This is a genomic window from Burkholderia sp. SCN-KJ (assembly GCF_024656005.1).
In the GTDB taxonomy this organism is placed as follows: domain Bacteria; phylum Pseudomonadota; class Gammaproteobacteria; order Burkholderiales; family Burkholderiaceae; genus Burkholderia.
Genome location: NZ_JANKOG010000004.1, coordinates 253,816 through 271,759, shown reverse-complemented (window position 1 = coordinate 271,759; position 17,944 = coordinate 253,816). Strand labels below are relative to the sequence as shown.

Here is a 17,944-nt window from a genome sequence, read left to right as displayed (position 1 = left end):
CGCGTGACGGGCCGGCATCGGCGTGACGCTTGCGCGCGTTACGCGACCTTCTTGCCGTCGAAGAACTGTTCGTCTTCGGTCGAGCCGTGCAGCGCGGTCGTCGAGGCTTCGCGCTCGACCGTCTGCGTGACCGCGTCGAAGTAGCCGGTGCCGACTTCGCGCTGGTGCTTGACGGCCGTGAAGCCCTTGTCGGCCGCCGCGAACTCGGCCTGCTGCAGTTCGACGAACGCGCTCATCTGCGTGCGGGCATAGCCGTGCGCGAGGTTGAACATCGAGTAGTTCAGCGCATGGAAGCCGGCCAGCGTGATGAACTGGAACTTGTAGCCCATCGCGCCGAGCTCCTTCTGGAACTTCGCGATCGTCGCGTCGTCGAGGTTCTTCTTCCAGTTGAACGACGGCGAGCAGTTGTACGACAGCATCTTGCCGGGGAACTGCTTGTGGATCGCTTCCGCGAATTTCTTCGCGTACTCGAGATCCGGCTTGCCCGTCTCGCACCAGACGAGATCGGCGTACGGCGCATACGCGAGGCCGCGCGAGATCGCCTGCCCGATGCCCGGCTTCGTGCGGAAGAAGCCTTCGACCGTGCGCTCGCCCGTCAGGAACGGCTTGTCGTTGTCGTCGATGTCGGACGTGATCAGGTCCGCCGCTTCCGCGTCGGTCCGCGCGACCAGCAGGGTCGGCGTGCCCATCACGTCGGCTGCGAGACGCGCGGCCGACAGCTTCGCGACCGCTTCGCGGGTCGGCACCAGCACTTTGCCGCCCATGTGGCCGCACTTCTTCACCGACGCGAGCTGATCCTCGAAGTGCACGCCCGAGGCGCCGGCCTCGATCATCGCTTTCATCAGTTCGAACGCATTCAGCACGCCGCCGAAGCCGGCTTCCGCGTCCGCGACGATCGGCGCGAAGAAATCGACGTAGCCTTCGTCGCCCGGATTCTTGCCTTCCGACCACTGGATCTGGTCGGCGCGCGTCAGCGTGTTGTTGATGCGCTTGACGACGAGCGGCACCGAGTTCGCCGGGTACAGCGACTGGTCCGGGTACATTTCGCCCGCGACGTTCGCGTCGCCGGCCACTTGCCAGCCCGACAGGTAGATCGCCTTCAGGCCGGCCTTCACCTGCTGCATCGCCTGGTTGCCGGTCAGCGCGCCGAGTGCGTTGACGAACGGCTCTTCGTTGATGAGGCGCCACAGCTTTTCCGCGCCGCGCTTGGCCAGCGTGTGCTCGACGACGATCGAGCCGCGCAGGCGCACCACATCCTCAGCCGTGTAGCTGCGCTTGATGCCCTTCCAGCGCGGATCGGTTTCCCATTGCTTTTGCAGTTCCTGTGCCTGTTGCTGTCGCGACATGATGAGCTCCTTGATGCGGTGTGTTGCCAGATCGGTCGAATTGGACGGTGCTGATGCTGTTCCCGAAGCGGGGCGCGGTGCGTGCCGCTTCGAGAAGTCTTGTATAAGAGTCTAGGCAAACCGATCGAGGTGAAACAGGGGCTATACCAGGAAGTTTGAAACTTTTTAGTCGTTATTAATCAACTGCTTGCGATTTGTGTTTCGCAATGAGAAACGATTTTTCCCATCTCGCAATTGTAAGGTTGTGCCGCGCAGCATGATTTTTTACGACGCAAAAAAATTTTCCGCATGGTGAAATTTGGTGCGGGACGAAAAAAAACCGGCGCGGGTGCGCCGGTTTGCCGGATGGGCGGGCGGCCGCGGGGGCCGCCGGGGCGTGCTTACGACGCCGAATTGCTGCGACGCGGGCCGCCGCTGCGCTGGCCGTCGCGACGCGGGCCGCCGTCACGGCTGCCGCCCGGCTTGCCGCTCCAGCCGCCGCCGTTGCCGCCGCCGTAGCTGCGGCCGTTGCCGCCATGACCGCCGCCCGGCTTGCCGCCGAAACGACGACCGCCGTTACCGCCGCCCGGACGGCCGCGGCCGCCGGTGCCGCGATCGTTGCGCGGGGGTGCCTTGCGGGGCTCGAAGCCTTCGATCACGTTGACCGGCAGCGGCGAGCGCACGAAGCGCTCGATGCGCTTGAGCGCGCCTTGCTCGGCGTGGTGCACGAGGCTCACCGCGGTGCCCGAACGGCCGGCACGGCCCGTACGGCCGATACGGTGCACGTAGTCTTCCGCGAACTTCGGCAGGTCGTAGTTGAACACGTGCGTGATGCCCGGGATGTCGATGCCGCGGGCTGCGACGTCGGTCGCGACCAGCACGCGCACGCGGCGCTCGCGCAGCGCACGGATCGTGCGGTTGCGTGCGCCCTGCGGCAGGTCACCGTGCAGCGCGGCCGATTCGAAGCCGGCGTCGGCGAGACGGCCGGCGAGCTGGTCGGCATCGATCTTGGTCGCCGTGAAGATGATCGCCTGGTCGAGCGCGTCGTCGCGCAGCAGATGATCGAGCAGGCGGTCCTTGTGGTCGCGGTCGTCGACGTAGTGCACGGTCTGCGCGATGTTCGCGCGCGATTCGAGGCGCTGCTGGATCTCGATGCGCTCCGGATCCTTCAGCAGGCGGCTCGTCAGCGAACCGATCTTGCCGTCGAGCGTGGCCGAGAACAGCATCGTCTGGCGCGACTCGGGCGTGGCGGCGACGATCGTCTCGATGTCTTCGATGAAGCCCATGTCCAGCATGCGGTCGGCTTCGTCGAGCACGAGCATCTTCAGTTCGGACAGGTCGATGCGGCCGCGCTCGAGGTGGTCGAGCAGACGGCCCGGCGTGGCGACCAGGATCTCGGGGTTCTTCGCGAGCAGCATCAGCTGCTGGCCGTAGGCGACGCCGCCGAGGATGCTGACCGTGCGCAGGCGCTTCAGGTGCTTGCCGTAGGTCGACGCGGCCGTGGTGACCTGCATCGCGAGTTCACGGGTCGGCGTCAGCACGAGCAGGCCCGGGCGGGCGACGGGCTGCGGGCGGCGCGCACGGCGGTCGCCCTGGTTCGGTTCGCGCGGCGCGCGCGGTTGCTGCGCCTGCGCCTTCTGGAGCTGCGCGAAACGTTCGATCGCGGGCAGCATGAATGCGGCCGTCTTGCCCGAACCGGTCGGGCTCGACACCAGCAGGTCCCGACCGGCGATGCCGGCCGGAATCGCGCGCTGCTGGACCGGCGTCGGCTTGGCGTAGCCGGCGGCCTGCAGCGCGGAGACGATCTCCGGCGACAACCCGAGCGACGCGAAAGTCGGCTCGTCCGACGCCGGTTCGACCGCGGCCGGTGCGGCGGCGTTCTCGAGACCGAGCGCCTGGTCGGCGATCGCGTTGAGCGGGCTGGAGTTGATGCTCGAAGTCATAACAATCCTTGAAACACAGTGGGTGAAACGTCGGCGCCAATCGCGCATACCCAAGTCGTCGGATTCAGCGAGCAAATCGGGAAACGGGTGCAATCCGCCGAACCGTCGGCGGATGAGGCATTAGAAGCTGTTTTGGGTGCGGCGCGCTTCTGGAGCGGGGGCCGCCAGCCTAGTTGACGACCGCGAGGGTCGAAGCAGGAGGGGACAGGTTCTAAACCGGATTGGAGCTTAACGCTACGAGGCGTCGGGCCGGAACGGCTTGCGAGCCGAGCGCGGGAGGTGACGCAGCCAGCATTATAGAGATATTTGCTGCGCTGCGCCACTGATTTGATTGCCTATTGCGGCAGGCGGGACAGATCAGGACGCCGTGCCGTTCTTCAGCGATTCGACGAGCTCGATGTATTGCTGCTTCGCCGCGTCCTGGGTCGTGCCTTTCAGCGCTTCCCACGCGTCGTACTTGTACTTGCCGACGATGTCGGTGAAGCCCGGCTTGTCGCCGTGCGCGTCGCCGTCGGTCGCCTGCTTGAAGAGCGCATACAGGCGCAGCAGCGTCAGGTTGCCCGGTCGCTCGGTCAGTTGCTTGACGTCGACCTGGGCCTGGTCGAATTGGGCGGTGAGTTCGCTCATCGTGTGTCTCCGTAAGGGTTTCAGGTCGGGCGATCTTAACAAGCGCCGCGCCGCGCGGGGTCGAGCGATCCTTCCAAACCGCCGGCCGCACGGCGCGCGCATCGCGATCGGTTCCGATCGCCCGTGGGAGCGGGGCGCCGCATTACAATGTCGGCCATGACGCAAACAGTGCTCCTCGCCATCGATACGTCGACCGAATACTGCTCGGTCGCGCTGCTGCGCTCGGTTTTCGCCGATGACGCCGTTTCCACCCCGCAAACCTGGGTCCGCCACGAGCTGACGGGCGCCGTGTCGAGCACGCGCGTGCTGCCGGCCATCCAGGAACTCTTCGCCGAATCGGGCCTCACGTTCGCCGACTGCGACGCGATCGCGTTCGGCGCGGGCCCAGGCTCGTTCACCGGGCTGCGCACCGCGACCGGCATTACGCAGGGGCTCGCGTTCGGGCGCGGGCTGCCGGTCGTGCCGGTCAGCACGCTGCTCGCGTGCGCCGAGCACGCGCGGCTGCGCGCACCCGGCACGACGCGCGTGCTGGCCGCGCTCGATGCGCGGATGGACGAAGCGTACTGGGCCGACTTCGCATGGGACGAGCAGGCGGGCGACTGGCGCACGCTGCATCCGGCGTCGCTCGATGCACCGGGCGCCGTCGGCGTGCCCGACGCGCCGTTCACGCTCGCGGGCAACGCGGCCGCCGCGTTCGGCGCGCAACTGCCGGCCGCGGCGGCCGCGGCCGTGATCGACGGCGATGCGCTGCCGCATGCGCTGGCGGTCGCGCATGCCGCGCTGCGGGCGTTCCGCGCCGGCCGGACGGTGCCGGCCGACCAGGCCGCACCCGAATACGTGCGCGACAAGGTCGCGCAGACCACCGCCGAGCGCATGGCCGCGCGTGCCGCGCAGACGGACGGAGCAAAAGGATGACGGGCGTCCTGTTGAGCGACCGCTATCTGTCGCCGATGACCGACACCGATCTCGACGAGGTCGTCGCGATCGAGCAGGTCGCGTACGAATTCCCGTGGAGCCGCGGCAATTTCCAGGATTCGTTGCGCAACGGCTATTTCGGCGTGTGCCTGCGGCACGTGACGGGCGCGCTCGTCGGCTATTGCGTGCTGATGCCGGTGATCGACGAAATGCACCTGCTGAACCTGTGCGTCGCGCCGGCTGCCCAGCAGTCGGGCGCGGGCCTCGCGCTGCTGCGCGAAGCCGTGCGCATCTCGCGCGCGGAGGGGCTCGACGGCGTGCTGCTCGAGGTGCGGCCGTCCAATCCGCGGGCGATCCATCTGTACGAGCGCTTCGGTTTCGTGACGATCGGCCGGCGCAAGAACTACTATCCGGCGCGGCATCGCAGCCGGGAGGACGCGATCGTGATGCGTCTGACGCTGAACAAGGACGAAGGGGACGCGCATGGCGTGGGCTGAAGCAGCGCTCGAGGAAATGGGGCTCGCGCAGATCTGGGTGCGGCGCGGGTCGCGCGCGGAAGGCGCCGAAGCGGGTGGCGCGGGGGCAGGGCCGGTCGACGTGCCGGGCGCGGCGGACGATGCGTCCGCCGTTGCGGTGGCAACCGTCGTGCCCGCGTCGCGGCCGACGTCGGAGCAGCCGCGTGACACGCAGGCGCCTGCACGCGTGTTCCCGCGCGGCGATATGCCGCTGGCGGATACGCCGCCCGCTGGCGGCGCCGCGCGCTCCGCGGCACCGGCTGCGGAAACGGGCAGCGGCGCGCGTGCCGCGATCGATGACGATCGCGCGTCCGCCGGGCCGGCATCGTCCCCGGCCGCCGCCGCCGCGGACGACCTGCCGCCGCTCACCGAAGACGATTTCGCGTGGTTCGACGCGGCGCCGCCCGGCGATCCGCTGCCGCCGGCCGAAGCGCGTCCTGCTGCAACGCAGGTCGCGATGCTCGACTGGGATGCGCTCGCCGCACGCGTCGCCGGCTGCACGAGCTGCCGCCTGTGCGAGAAGCGCACGAATACCGTGTTCGGTGTCGGCGATCGGGAAGCGGACTGGATGCTGATCGGCGAAGCGCCGGGCGAGAACGAGGACAGGCAGGGCGAGCCGTTCGTCGGCCAGGCCGGCAAGCTGCTCGACAACATGCTGCAGTCGCTCGCGCTCAAGCGCGGCGACAACGTCTACATCGCCAACGTGATCAAGTGCCGCCCGCCCGGCAACCGCAATCCGGAACCGGACGAGGTCGCGCGCTGCGAGCCGTACCTGCAGCGCCAGGTCGCGCTCGTGAAGCCGAAGCTGATCGTCGCGCTCGGCCGCTTCGCCGCGCAGACGCTGCTGAAGACGGACGCGAGCATCGCATCGCTGCGCGGCCGCGTGCACACGTACGAAGGCGTGCCGGTGATCGTCACCTACCACCCGGCGTACCTGCTGCGCAGCCTGCAGGACAAGTCGAAGGCGTGGGCCGACCTGTGCCTGGCGCGCGATACGTTCCAGCGGGCGGAGGGCGCCGCCGCGCACGGGCCGGCCGGACAATGACGCGCGGCGCGGCGTTCGCGTTCGTCGATACGCTGCACGATGCCGCGGTCCGCGATCTGGGCTGGCTCCTCGCGAGCCCGAGCCTGCTCACTGCCGCGCCCGGCGCGCCGCTCGCGCATCCGTGGTCGGATGCGGTCGAACGCGTGGCCGTCGAAGCGTGGCTCGTCGCGCTCGATGCCGCGCCCGAGCCGCTGCACCGCGCGCTCGACGGGCTGCGGCCCGTGCGACTCGGCCGCTATGCCGAATGCCTGCTCGAGTATTTCCTCACGCACGGGCCGTCGCTGCGGCTCGTCGCCGCCAACCTGCCGCTGCGCAGCAACGGCAAGACGCTCGGCGAGGTCGATTTCCTCGTCGATGCGCCGGGCGGGCTGCGCCTGCACTGGGAACTCGCGGTCAAGTGCTATCTATGCGCGCCGGTACACGGCGACGCGTCGCTCGCGGATTTCGTCGGGCCGAATCTCGTCGACCGCCTCGACCGTAAGCGCAGCCGGCTGCTCGAGCATCAGCTGCGGCTGAGCGATCGCCACGGGTTCGCGCTGCTGGGCTACGGCGCGCCGTCCGATGCGCAGATGTTCATCAAGGGCTGGCTGTTCTATCCGCACGGCGTGCCGCTGCCGCCGGTGGCCGCGGAAATCGCGGCCGATCATCCGCGCGGGTTCTGGCTCACGCACGCGCAGTGGCCGGCGTGGGCATCCGCGCAGCCCGACGGTGCGGCGTGGAACGTGCTGCCGCGGCTCGCATGGCTCGCGCCGCGGCGGGTGGCGGCGGCCGACGCCGCGCCCGAACCGCTGGTGCGTTCGCTCGAGTTGCCGGCCGCATTGACAGCGCGCCAGGCGCCCGCGCTGATCGGCGTCCATCGACAGGACGGCAACGGCGTATGGCGGGAGACGGCGCGCGGCTTCATCGTGCCGGACGACTGGCCCGCGCGTGCGCAGGCGTTCGCCGCCCAGGAGCACTGACGCCGCGTCAGCCGGTGCTTACCACCAGCGATGGAAGTGATGGACGGGGCCGACGCCGTGGCCGACGTCGAGCTGGCCGCTCGCGGCGATCGCGCCGGTCAGGTAGACCTTCGCTTCGCGCACCGCGCTGTCGAGATCGGGCCGCTGCGGCAGCAGCGCGGCGATCGCCGACGACAGCGTGCAGCCCGTGCCGTGCGTGTTGCTGACCGGCACGCGCGTGCCGTCGAACCGCACCGCATGCGCCGCATCGACGAGCCAGTCGGGGCTCGCGGCCGCGTCGGGCAGGTGGCCGCCCTTCATCAGCACGGCGCGCGCGCCGGTCTTGAGCAGCGCTTGGCCTTGCCGGATCATGTCGTCTTCGGTCATCGCGGGCGTGTCGCCGAGCAGGGCGGCCGCTTCGGGCAGGTTCGGCGTGACGACGGTTGCGAGCGGCAGCAACGCGTCGCGCAACGCGTCGACCGCATCGGGCGCGAGCAGCGCGTGCGAACTCTTCGAAATCATCACCGTATCGAGCACGACGAAGCGCGGCGCGTAACGCCGCAGCGCGTCGGCAACCGCGTGCACGATCGCCGCGTTCGCGAGCATGCCGATCTTGACCGCGTCGATGCGGATGTCGTCGAACACCGCGTCGAGCTGCGCGGTCACGAACGCGGCGTCCGGCGCGTTCACGCCGGTCACGCCGCGCGTGTTCTGCGCGGTCAGCGCGGTGATCACGCTCGCGCCGTACGCGCCGAGCGCGGAGAAGGTCTTGAGGTCGGCCTGGATGCCCGCGCCGCCGCCCGAGTCGGAGCCGGCGATCGTCAGGACATTGGGTATCGGGTGCGTCATGATGGCAAGGCGCCGGTTCGAAGACCGGCGCCGACGGACGGAAACAGGAAGTGTAGCGTCAGTGCCGCGATTCGCCGATCAGCGCGACCGAGTCGAACTGACGCTGGTTCGCCTGGTGGCGGCGCATCACGAGCCACATCGTCAGGCACACGAACGTGCCGAACAGCACGATCACGACGCCGACCGGCACGTCGAGCCAGACCAGCACCGCGTACAGGCACAGCATCACGAGCACCGACAGGTTCTCGTTGAAGTTCTGCACCGCGATCGAATGGCCGGCCGACAGCAGCACGTGGCCGCGATGCTGCAGCAGCGCGTTCATCGGAACCACGAAGTAGCCGGACAGCGCACCGACGCAGATCAGGAAGATGTACGCGACGATCAGGTACACGGGCAGGCGCAGGTGGCCGAAATGCACGGCCCAGTGCGCGGGGAACAGGTCGCGCGTATAGAACGCCATCAGCATGACCGCGATGCCCATGATGATGCCGACCGGCAGCACGCTGAGCGACTTCTTCAGCGGGATCCGCGCGGCGGCGGCGATCGCACCGCCCGCGACGCCGACCGCGACCACCGCCTGCAGGATCGCGCCTTCGGACAGCGACATGTTGAGCGACACTTCGGCCCACTTCAGCACGATGAACTGCAGCGTCGCGCCCGCGCCCCAGAACAGCGTCGTGACCGCGAGCGAGATCTGGCCGAGCTTGTCGCGCCAGAGCACCATGAAACAGTCGGCGAAGTCGGTGAGGAGCTTGACCGGGCCGCGCTCCTGCTTCGGGTAGCGCGCGCCGGTATCGGGGATCCGCAGATTGAAGATGGCGGCGATCACGTAGATCGCCATGATGATCACCATCGCCGCTTCGGCGGGCGTGGCGATCCAGGCTGGCGTGTGCGCGATCACGTGCGACGCGATGTGCGGGCTGATCAGCGCGCCGCCGAGCACGGTGCCGAGGATGATCGAGCTGACGGTCGTGCCTTCGATCCAGCCGTTCGCGGCGACGAGCCGGTCGGCCGGCAGCAGCTCGGTCAGAATGCCGTACTTCGCGGGCGAGTAGGCCGCGGCGCCGAACCCGACGATGCCGTATGCGATCAGCGGATGGGCGCCGAGCAGCATGATCAGGCAGCCGACCACCTTGATCGAATTGGTGATGAACATCACGCGCCCCTTCGGACGCGAATCGGCGAACGCACCGACATAGGCCGCCAGCACCACATACGACAACACGAAGAACAGCTTGAGCAGCGGTGTCATCCAGTTGGGGGCGTGGAGGTCTTTCAGCAGGGCGATGGCGGCGATGAGAAGCGCATTGTCGGCCAGCGACGAGAAAAACTGCGCGGCCATGATGGTGTAAAAACCTTTTTTCATCTGATGCGATGCTTTCGTCGCTGCGGCAGGGCCGCGTAGGCCGCCTGGTATGCGATCGGCTTATTCCGTTCGAAATGGGTTGTGCGCACGGCTTTATAACACGAAAATACGGCAATTCGGACTAGCAAGATTCCCCGATCGTTCCGCAAATTGTCGGCTTCGGTGCTCAAAAGGCGCGGTAAGCTGATGATTCGCAAGCGTCTTTACGTAAATTTCCCATGCCGCGCCCGATCTCCGCCACCATCCACACCGCCGCCCTCGCGAACAATCTCTCCGTCGTCCGCCGCTTTGCCGGCCCGTCCAAGGTCTGGGCGGTCGTCAAGGCCAACGCGTACGGCCACGGTCTCGCGCGCGTGTTTCCCGGCCTGCGCGGCACCGACGGCTTCGGCCTGCTCGACCTCGACGAGGCCGTGAAGCTGCGCGAGCTCGGCTGGGCCGGCCCCATCCTGCTGCTCGAAGGGTTCTTCCGCTCGACCGACATCGACGTGATCGACCGCTACAGCCTCACGACCACCGTCCACAACGACGAGCAGATGCGGATGCTGGAGACGGCGCGGCTGTCGAAGCCCGTCAACGTGCAGCTCAAGATGAACAGCGGGATGAACCGGCTCGGCTACGTGCCGGAGAAGTACCGCGCCGCGTGGGAGCGCGCCCGTGCGTGCCCCGGCATCGGCCAGATCACGTTGATGACCCATTTTTCGGACGCCGACAACGAGCGCGGCGTCGCCGAGCAGCTCGCAACGTTCGAGCGCGGCGCGGCAAGCATCGCGGGCGCGCGCAGCCTCGCGAATTCGGCGGCCGTGCTGTGGCATCCGGATACGCACTTCGACTGGGTGCGGCCGGGGATCGTGCTGTACGGCGCATCGCCGTCGGGGCTGTCGTCCGATATCGCCGACACGGGCCTGAAGCCCGCGATGACGCTCGCCTCCGAGCTGATCGCCGTGCAGACGATCGCGAAGGGGCAGGCGATCGGCTATGGCTCGACGTTCTCCGCGCAAGCGCAGATGCGCATCGGCGTCGTCGCGTGCGGCTATGCGGACGGCTATCCGCGCGTCGCACCCGAAGGCACGCCCGTGATCGTCGACGGCATCCGCACGCGGATCGTCGGCCGCGTGTCGATGGACATGATCACCGTCGACCTGACGCCGTGCCCGCAGGCCGGCGTCGGCGCGCGGGTCGAGCTGTGGGGCAACGCGCTGCCGATCGACGACGTCGCGCGCCATTGCGGGACCATCGGCTATGAACTGATGTGCGCGGTCGCCGCCCGCGTACCGGTGCGCGCGGAATAAGGGCAGCACGCGTGGCCAAACAGAAAACCGTCTACGTCTGCAGCGAGTGCGGCGGACAAACCCCGAAGTGGCAGGGGCAATGCCCGTCGTGCCAGGCCTGGAACACGCTCGTCGAATCGGTCGCCGAGTCGCCGGCCGCCCATCGCTTCCAGTCGCTCGCGAAACGCGCGCCCGTGCAGCGCCTCGTCGACATCGAAGCGGCCGACGTGCCGCGCTTCTCCACCGGCATCGGCGAATTCGATCGCGTGCTGGGTGGCGGGCTGGTCCCGGGCGGCGTCGTGCTGATCGGCGGCGATCCCGGCATCGGCAAGTCGACGCTGTTGCTGCAGTCGCTCGCGGACATCGCGAGCGAGCGGCGCGCACTCTATATCAGCGGCGAGGAATCGGCCGCGCAGATCGCGTTGCGCGCGCAACGGCTCGCACTGCTCGACGGCGGCGCGCCGGCGGCCGAGCTGAAGCTGCTCGCCGAGATCCAGCTCGAGAAGATCCAGGCTGCGATCGACGCGGAACGGCCGGACGTCGCCGTCATCGACTCGATCCAGACCGTCTATTCCGAAGCGCTGACATCGGCGCCCGGCTCGGTCGCGCAGGTGCGCGAGTGCGCGGCGCAGCTCACGCGCATCGCGAAGCAGTCCGGCACCGCGATCATCATGGTCGGGCACGTGACGAAGGAGGGCAACCTCGCGGGCCCGCGCGTGCTCGAGCACATCGTCGACACGGTGCTGTACTTCGAGGGCGACACCCATTCGTCGTTCCGGCTCGTGCGCGCGTTCAAGAACCGCTTCGGCGCGGTCAACGAGCTCGGCGTGTTCGCGATGACCGAGCGCGGGCTGCGCGGCGTCGCGAACCCGTCCGCGCTGTTCCTGTCGCAGCACGAGCAGGTCGTGCCGGGTTCCTGCGTGCTCGTCACGCAGGAGGGCACGCGCCCGCTGCTCGTCGAGATCCAGGCGCTCGTCGATACGGCCCACGTGCCGAACCCGCGCCGGCTCGCGGTCGGCCTCGAGCAGAACCGGCTCGCGATGCTGCTCGCGGTGCTGCACCGGCACGCGGGCATCGCGTGTTTCGACCAGGACGTGTTCCTGAACGCGGTGGGCGGCGTGAAGATCACCGAGCCGGCCGCCGACCTCGCGGTGCTGCTCGCGATCCATTCGTCGATGCGCAACAAGGCGCTGCCGAAGGGCCTGATCGTGTTCGGCGAAGTGGGGCTGGCCGGCGAGATCCGGCCGTCGCCGCGCGGCCAGGAACGGCTGCGCGAGGCGGCGAAGCTCGGTTTCACCGCGGCGCTGATCCCGAAGGCGAATGCGCCGAAACAGCCGATCGAAGGACTGAACGTGATGGCCGTCGAGCGGATCGAGCAGGCGATCGACCGTGTGCGCGATCTCGAATAGCCGTGGCTGGCCAGCGCCGCCGTGCGTTGGCTCGCGGTGATCTGTCGCGTAATTGGCCGTAATGAATATGTAGGCTGATGTAACCCGCCGGACATCGCTTTTCCCTATCCTTTGCCGGATTGTCGAACCGCGCAATGCGAAGGGAACCTATGTTTAAACAGTATGGGGAAGCGCCGAGCGGACGCAGTTACAACCTGCGCGGCTGCCGTGTGTCGGAGCCGATCGTTCAGCCGTGGGGCGGCGGATGCCGCATCGTCGAATGGATCGACGACGAAGGGCGCCTGGCGCGCCGGGTCGTGTCCGAGGACGTGACGGAAGCGGAGGTCGCCGCGGCGATCCGCCGGCCGACCGAAGGGCGGCGTCACCTGATGGGCGATGACGAGCAGATGCCGCGCGATACGTTGCCGCGGCGTTGAGCGGATGGCGCGGCCGGCGGACGGCCGACGCGATCACGTCGAACGCCAACGATGACAAAGAGGCCGGGCCGGGGCGCCCGGCCTTGTCGTTTCCGCGCCCGGTGCGGCCGGGCGGGTTCGTCGATCGTGGATCGTGGATTGTGGATCGTGCCGAGGCGTCCGGCCGCCGCTGAAACGACCGGCCGACGGCGCCCGGCGCGCGTTCAGCCGATCTGCTCGAGCTCTTCCTGCACGGCGAGCCAGTCCGCCTCGACCGTTTCGAGCCGGGTAGTGACCTCGCCCAGCTTGCGGATCGCTTCGGTCAGTTCCGTCTTGCGTGCGGCTTCGTAGCTCGCCGGATCGGCGACGAACGCGTCGAGGCGCGCCTTCTCCGCGTGCAGCGTTTCCATTTCCCTTTCGAGCTTCGTGATGCGGTTCTGCAGCGGTTTCTTCAGCTGCGACAACCGCTGGCGCTCCTCGGCCGCCTGACGCTTCTGATCCTTGCGGTTGACGCCCGGATCCGCGCCCGCTGCCGCCGCGCTGTCGGCCTTCGCGGCCGCGCGTTGCTCGGCCGCATGCTGCAGAAGCCAGTCGCGGTAGTCGTCGAGGTCGCCGTCGAACGGCTGCAGCCGGTGCTTCGCGACGAGCATGAACTGGTCGGTGGTCGCGCGCAGCAGGTGGCGGTCGTGCGAGACGAGGATCAGCGTGCCTTCGAACTGCGCGAGCGCCATCGTCAGCGCGTGACGCGTCTCGAGGTCGAGGTGGTTGGTCGGTTCGTCGAGCAGCAGCAGGTTCGGTTTCTGCCAGATGATCAGCGCAAGCGCGAGCCGCGCCTTCTCGCCGCCCGAGAACGGGCCGACCGGGCTCGTCGCCATGTCGCCGGAGAAATTGAAGCCGCCGAGGAAGTCGCGCAGTTCCTGCTCGCGCGTGTCGGGGGCGAGCCGTGCGAGATGCGCGAGCGGCGAATCGTCCTCGCGCAGGGTTTCGAGCTGGTGCTGCGCGAAATAGCCGATCGTCAGCCCCTTGCCGTCGCGCACGTAGCCCGACAGCGGCGCGAGCGTGCCGGCCAGCGTCTTGATCAGCGTCGACTTGCCCTGGCCGTTCGCGCCGAGCAGGCCGATGCGCTGGCCGTTCTGGATCGACAGCGCCACGCGTTCGACGATCGGGATGTCGGTGCCGTCCTCGGCGTGGTAGCCGCAGCGGACGTCTTCCATCACCATCATCGGGTTCGGCGCGGCGTCGGGCGTGCGGAATTCGAACGTGAACGGCGACGCGATGTGCGCGGGCGCGATCAGCTCCATCTTCTCGAGCGCCTTCATCCGGCTTTGCGCCTGCTTGGCCTTGGTCGCCTTGGCCTTGAAGCGGTCGACGAAGCTCTGCAGGTGCTCGATCGTCTTCTGCTGCTTTTCGTACGCGCTTTGCTGCAGCGCCAGCTGCTGCGCACGCAGCACTTCGAACTGCGAGTAATTGCCGCCGTAGCGCTTCACCTGGCGATTTTCCAGATGCAGCGTGACGTTGCAGATCGAGTCGAGGAATTCGCGGTCGTGCGAGATCACGACGAGCGTGCCGGCGTAGCGGTGCAGCCAGTCTTCGAGCCAGACGATCGCGTCGAGGTCGAGGTGGTTGGTCGGTTCGTCGAGCAGCAGCAGGTCGGAGCGGCACATCAGCGCCTGCGCGAGGTTCAGCCGCATGCGCCAGCCGCCGGAGAAGCTGGCGACCGATTCGCGCGTCTGCGCGAGCGTGAAGCCGAGGCCGAGCAGCAGCGCTTCGGCGCGCGCGGGGGCCGTATAGCCGTCGGCGTCGGCGAACGCCGCGTGCGCGTCGGCTTCGGCCGCGCCGTCGTGCGCGGCCGAGGCGGCGGCGATACGCGCCTCGATCTCGCGCAGCGCGGTGTCGCCGTCGAGCGTGTAGTCGAGCGCGGAGCGGTCGACGGCGGGCGTTTCCTGCGACACGTGGGCGATCCGCCACGACGGCGGCATCGCGAAATCGCCGCCGTCGGAATGCAGCTCGCCGCGCAGGACCGAGAACAGCGTCGATTTGCCGGCGCCGTTCGCGCCGATCAGGCCGGCTTTCTCGCCGGGATTGAGCACGAACGAGGCCGACTCGAACAGCGGCTTGGTGCCGCGCGCAAGGCTGAACTGATTGAAACGGATCACGGCGGGAATGACTGACCAAAACCGCTATTCTAGACTGCGCGCGCGTCGCCCCGGATATCGGCCGTTCGGCAGGTGCCGCAACGGCGCGATTTCGCCTAGACTCCACGTCGATACGGTTTCGTAAAAGGAGTGCCCGATGTCCACCCTGTATTCGTTCAGCGCAGAGACGCTCGCCGGTGCGCCTGCGTCGCTCGACGCGTATCGCGGCAAGGTGCTGCTGATCGTCAATACCGCGAGCGAGTGCGGTTTCACGCCGCAGTACGCGGGCCTGCAGAAGCTGTATGAGCAGTACGCGGCCCGCGGTTTCTTCGTGCTCGGCTTCCCGTGCAACCAGTTCGGCAAGCAGGAGCCGGGCGACGCCACGCAGATCGGCGCGTTCTGCGAGCGCAACTACGGCGTCACGTTCCCGATGTTCGCGAAGATCGACGTGAAGGGCGAGCACGCGCATCCGCTGTACCGCTACCTGACCGACGAGGCGCCCGGCATCCTCGGCCTCAAGGCGATCAAGTGGAATTTCACGAAATTCCTGATCGACCGCGACGGGCGCATCGTCAAGCGCTACGCGCCGTCGACGAAGCCCGAGGAAATCGCCGCGGATATCGACAAGCTGCTTTGACGGTCCGGCGCGGCGAGCGGGCGGTTCGGATCGAGCCTGCCTGGGTCGCGCCGTGCGAAAGCATGCGCCGCCGGGCGGCGGCGCGGGGCCGGCGCTCGCGCAACCGCTACAGGATCGGCGCGAACAGGCGCGCGACATGCATGGCGATACGCCGCCACGCGGGCGAGTGCCGATACTCGCTCGCATCGACTTCGTAGGCCAGCGCGAAATCGGCGTCGAGCATCGCTTCGACTTCGGCGGCGAACGCGCGGTCGACGGTCAGCACCATGATTTCGAAGTTCAGCCGGAACGAGCGGTTGTCGAGATTCGCGCTGCCGACGGCGGCCGCGACGCGGTCGATCAGCAGCACTTTCTGATGCAGGAAGCCGGGCCGGTAGCGAAACACCTTGACGCCCGCGTCGACCAGATCGCGCGCATAGAGCTTCGACGCCTCGAACACCACGTAGTGATCGCGCCGGCTCGGAATCAGGATGCGCACGTCGACGCCGCGCATCACCGCGAGCTTCAGCGCGGCGATCACCGCTTCGTCGGGCACGAGATACGGCGTCGTGATCCAGACCCGTTCGCGCGCGGCGTTGATCGCCTCGACGAAGAACAGCGAGCCGGTTTCCTGCTTGTCGGCCGGCCCCATCGGCACCGCGAGGCAATGCATCGCGTCGTCGGGCAGCGCCTCCGGCGGCGCGGCGAGCGGCGGCAGCGTCTGCGTGGCCCAGTGCCAGTCTTCGGCGAACACGTACTGGATGCTGGCCACGACCGGGCCGCGAATCTCGATATGGGTGTCGCGCCACGGCGACAGGCGCCGGTTCGCACCGAGATATTCGACGCCGATGTTGAGGCCGCCGACGAACGCGCGATTGCCGTCGACGACGACGATCTTGCGATGGTTGCGGAAGTTGAGCTGGAAGCGGTTGACGAACTTGCGGTGGGTCGCGAACGGATGAACCTCGACGCCGCCGCGGCGCAGCGTGTCGACGTAGCCGCGCGGCAGGTCGAAGCTGCCGATGCTGTCGTACAGCAGGTAGCAGCGCACGCCGGCCGCCGTGCGGGCGAGCAGCGCGTCGCGCAGCATCTGGCCGAGCGCGTCGTCGCGCACGATGAAGAACTGGACGATCACGTAGTCGCGCGCGGTGTCGATCGCCGACAGGATCGCCGAGAAGGTCGCGTCGCCGTTCACGAGCGTGCGCACCGCATTGCCGCCGACGAACGGCATTCCGCCCAGCCGCGTGAGCGCGAGCACGGCGGCCCGGCCGATCGCGTCGGCGGCCTGCCCGTCGGTTGCGTCCGCAGCGAGCCATGGCGCGCGCGGTGCGTGCGTGCGCAGCGCTTCCATCTCGTGGCGCCGCGCGTCGACATAGCCGGAGAACTTGCTGCGGCCGAGGAACAGGTACGGGATGAGCGTCAGGTACGGCATCGCCGCGAGCGACACGGCCCATGCGATCGCGCCTTGCGACGTGCGGGTATTCATGAGCGCATGACACGCCGCGATGATCCCGAGCACATGGATGGCCAGGACCAGGGTGCCGAGATGTAGCCAGTCGAGGGTCATGGGCGCGTGACGGACTCCTGAAGTCGTGCGGCGCGACGGCCGCTTACGCGCATCTTACCCAACCGTGCGGGACAGCGGTGTGCCGTACCGCACGGTTCGGTCGCGGCGCGCCGTCAGGCCTTGCGCGGCAGGTCCGACGCCTGGATCAGGAACACGGCGTCGTCGCCCGCGCTGGTGGGCAGCCACGTGAGCTCGAGGCCGCCGAACGCGGCTTCGACGTGCTCGCGCTCGTTGCCGATCTCGACGACGAGCACGCCGTCGTCGTGCAGCCAGTTGTGCGCTTGCCCGATGATGCGCCGCACGATGTCCATCCCGTCGTCGCCGCCCGCGAGCGCCATTTCCGGCTCGTGCCGGTACTCGGGCGGGAGGGCCGCCATCGACGTCGCGTTCACGTACGGCGGGTTCGTCAGGATCACGTCGTAGCGCGTGTCGGGCTCGGCGCGGAACGCGGGCAGCGGCGTGTAGAGGTCGCCGCGATGCAGCGTGATGCGATCGTCGAGGCCGTAGTCGCGCACGTTGATCTCGGCGACTTCGAGTGCTTTCTCGGACAGGTCGACCGCGTCGATCTCGGCATTCGGGAACGCGCTGGCCGCGAGGATCGCCAAGCAGCCGGAGCCGGTGCACAGCTCGAGCACCGCGCCGACCTGCTCGGGATCGGCGACATACGGCTGCAGCCCGTCGTCGAGCAGTTCGCCGATGAACGAGCGCGGCACGATCACGCGCTCGTCGACGTAGAAGCGGTGGCCGTGCATCCACGCTTCATGCGTGAGATACGCGGCCGGCACGCGGTCGGTCGCGCGTCGCTCGATTACCGCGAGCACGGCCGCGATTTCGTCGGGCAGCAGGCGGGCATCGAGGAACGGCTCGAGCGTGTCGAGCGGCAGGTCGAGCGTGTGAAGTACGAGGTAGGCGGCTTCGTCGTACGCGTTGTCCGAGCCGTGGCCGAACGCGAGCTTCGCCTTCGAGAAGCGCGTGACCGCATAGCGCAGCAGGTCGCGAACAGTTGCAAAAGGTGTCGTCATGCGAGGCTC

Annotated in this window: 16 protein-coding genes; 8 read left to right on the top strand and 8 right to left on the bottom strand. The window is 68.3% G+C overall.

The annotated features are described in order from the left end of the window. Positions 1 to 38 precede the first annotated feature (38 nt). The 3 genes from aceA to NQV17_RS09300 all read right to left on the bottom strand — a co-directional run bounded on the left by aceA (position 39) and on the right by NQV17_RS09300 (position 3,895). Positions 39 to 1,346, bottom strand: a complete 1,308-nt coding sequence (gene aceA / locus NQV17_RS09310; protein WP_257771649.1) for an isocitrate lyase — start codon at positions 1,344 to 1,346, stop codon at positions 39 to 41. A 380-nt stretch (positions 1,347 to 1,726) separates the two neighbouring features. Then, positions 1,727 to 3,268, bottom strand: a complete 1,542-nt coding sequence (locus NQV17_RS09305; RefSeq protein WP_044847955.1) for a DEAD/DEAH box helicase — start codon at positions 3,266 to 3,268, stop codon at positions 1,727 to 1,729. A 357-nt stretch (positions 3,269 to 3,625) separates the two neighbouring features. Beyond that, a complete protein-coding gene (locus tag NQV17_RS09300; protein WP_044847954.1) occupies positions 3,626 to 3,895 on the bottom strand; it encodes an acyl-CoA-binding protein in 270 nt (89 codons plus the stop codon). 147 nt (positions 3,896 to 4,042) lie between these two features. Between NQV17_RS09300 and tsaB the strand changes: the two genes are divergently transcribed. Genes tsaB through NQV17_RS09280 form a run of 4 tightly spaced genes read left to right on the top strand, consistent with a single transcriptional unit; the run spans position 4,043 to position 7,329 of the window. After that, a complete protein-coding gene (tsaB, locus tag NQV17_RS09295; RefSeq protein WP_257771645.1) occupies positions 4,043 to 4,810 on the top strand; it encodes a tRNA (adenosine(37)-N6)-threonylcarbamoyltransferase complex dimerization subunit type 1 TsaB in 768 nt (255 codons plus the stop codon). Continuing rightward, the gene (rimI, locus tag NQV17_RS09290; RefSeq protein WP_044847952.1) at positions 4,807 to 5,307 is read left to right on the top strand and encodes a ribosomal protein S18-alanine N-acetyltransferase; all 501 of its coding nucleotides are present in this window, start codon (positions 4,807 to 4,809) and stop codon (positions 5,305 to 5,307) included. The genes tsaB and rimI overlap by 4 nt, the downstream gene beginning before the upstream one ends. Continuing rightward, entirely contained in the window at positions 5,294 to 6,370 is a 1,077-nt protein-coding gene (locus NQV17_RS09285) for a uracil-DNA glycosylase family protein (RefSeq protein WP_257771642.1), read from the top strand. Before rimI ends, NQV17_RS09285 begins: the two co-directional genes overlap by 14 nt. Further along, on the top strand, positions 6,367 to 7,329 hold the full coding sequence (locus NQV17_RS09280) for a DUF1853 family protein (protein WP_257771640.1): 963 nt from the start codon (positions 6,367 to 6,369) through the stop codon (positions 7,327 to 7,329). The genes NQV17_RS09285 and NQV17_RS09280 overlap by 4 nt, the downstream gene beginning before the upstream one ends. A gap of 18 nt (positions 7,330 to 7,347) precedes the next feature. On the opposite strand, the gene thiD is transcribed toward NQV17_RS09280, so the two are convergent. Further along, positions 7,348 to 8,157, bottom strand: coding sequence for a bifunctional hydroxymethylpyrimidine kinase/phosphomethylpyrimidine kinase (gene thiD / locus NQV17_RS09275; protein WP_257771638.1), 810 nt, complete (start codon positions 8,155 to 8,157; stop codon positions 7,348 to 7,350). Positions 8,158 to 8,215: 58 nt separating this feature from the next. Then, positions 8,216 to 9,523 (bottom strand): lysophospholipid transporter LplT, encoded by a 1,308-nt coding sequence (gene lplT, locus NQV17_RS09270; RefSeq protein ID WP_044847948.1) that lies wholly within the window; start codon positions 9,521 to 9,523, stop codon positions 8,216 to 8,218. A 218-nt stretch (positions 9,524 to 9,741) separates the two neighbouring features. Here lplT and alr point away from each other — a divergent pair, with 218 nt between their 5' ends. From alr to NQV17_RS09255, 3 genes are all read left to right on the top strand, one after another. Beyond that, a complete protein-coding gene (gene alr, locus NQV17_RS09265) occupies positions 9,742 to 10,812 on the top strand; it encodes an alanine racemase (RefSeq protein WP_044847947.1) in 1,071 nt (356 codons plus the stop codon). 11 nt (positions 10,813 to 10,823) lie between these two features. Then, on the top strand, positions 10,824 to 12,200 hold the full coding sequence (gene radA, locus NQV17_RS09260) for a DNA repair protein RadA (protein ID WP_044847946.1): 1,377 nt from the start codon (positions 10,824 to 10,826) through the stop codon (positions 12,198 to 12,200). 149 nt (positions 12,201 to 12,349) lie between these two features. Further along, complete coding sequence (locus NQV17_RS09255; protein WP_044847945.1) at positions 12,350 to 12,616, top strand: DUF2866 domain-containing protein; 267 nt, start codon at positions 12,350 to 12,352, stop codon at positions 12,614 to 12,616. Between the two features lie 203 nt (positions 12,617 to 12,819). Here the strand turns inward: NQV17_RS09255 and NQV17_RS09250 are convergent, their stop codons facing one another. Continuing rightward, positions 12,820 to 14,751: an ATP-binding cassette domain-containing protein gene (locus tag NQV17_RS09250; protein WP_257771632.1), complete on the bottom strand. Its 1,932-nt coding sequence runs from the start codon at positions 14,749 to 14,751 to the stop codon at positions 12,820 to 12,822. Positions 14,752 to 14,887: 136 nt separating this feature from the next. Here NQV17_RS09250 and NQV17_RS09245 point away from each other — a divergent pair, with 136 nt between their 5' ends. Further along, positions 14,888 to 15,367 carry a glutathione peroxidase gene (locus NQV17_RS09245; protein WP_257771630.1) on the top strand — a complete coding sequence of 160 codons (480 nt, stop codon included), beginning with the start codon at positions 14,888 to 14,890 and terminating at the stop codon, positions 15,365 to 15,367. A 106-nt stretch (positions 15,368 to 15,473) separates the two neighbouring features. Here NQV17_RS09245 and cls read toward each other — a convergent pair whose 3' ends face one another. Both cls and prmB read right to left on the bottom strand, forming a co-directional pair. After that, positions 15,474 to 16,913 carry a cardiolipin synthase gene (cls, locus tag NQV17_RS09240; protein ID WP_257771628.1) on the bottom strand — a complete coding sequence of 480 codons (1,440 nt, stop codon included), beginning with the start codon at positions 16,911 to 16,913 and terminating at the stop codon, positions 15,474 to 15,476. 113 nt (positions 16,914 to 17,026) lie between these two features. Then, positions 17,027 to 17,935, bottom strand: coding sequence for a 50S ribosomal protein L3 N(5)-glutamine methyltransferase (prmB, locus tag NQV17_RS09235; RefSeq protein ID WP_124519992.1), 909 nt, complete (start codon positions 17,933 to 17,935; stop codon positions 17,027 to 17,029). Positions 17,936 to 17,944 lie beyond the last annotated feature (9 nt).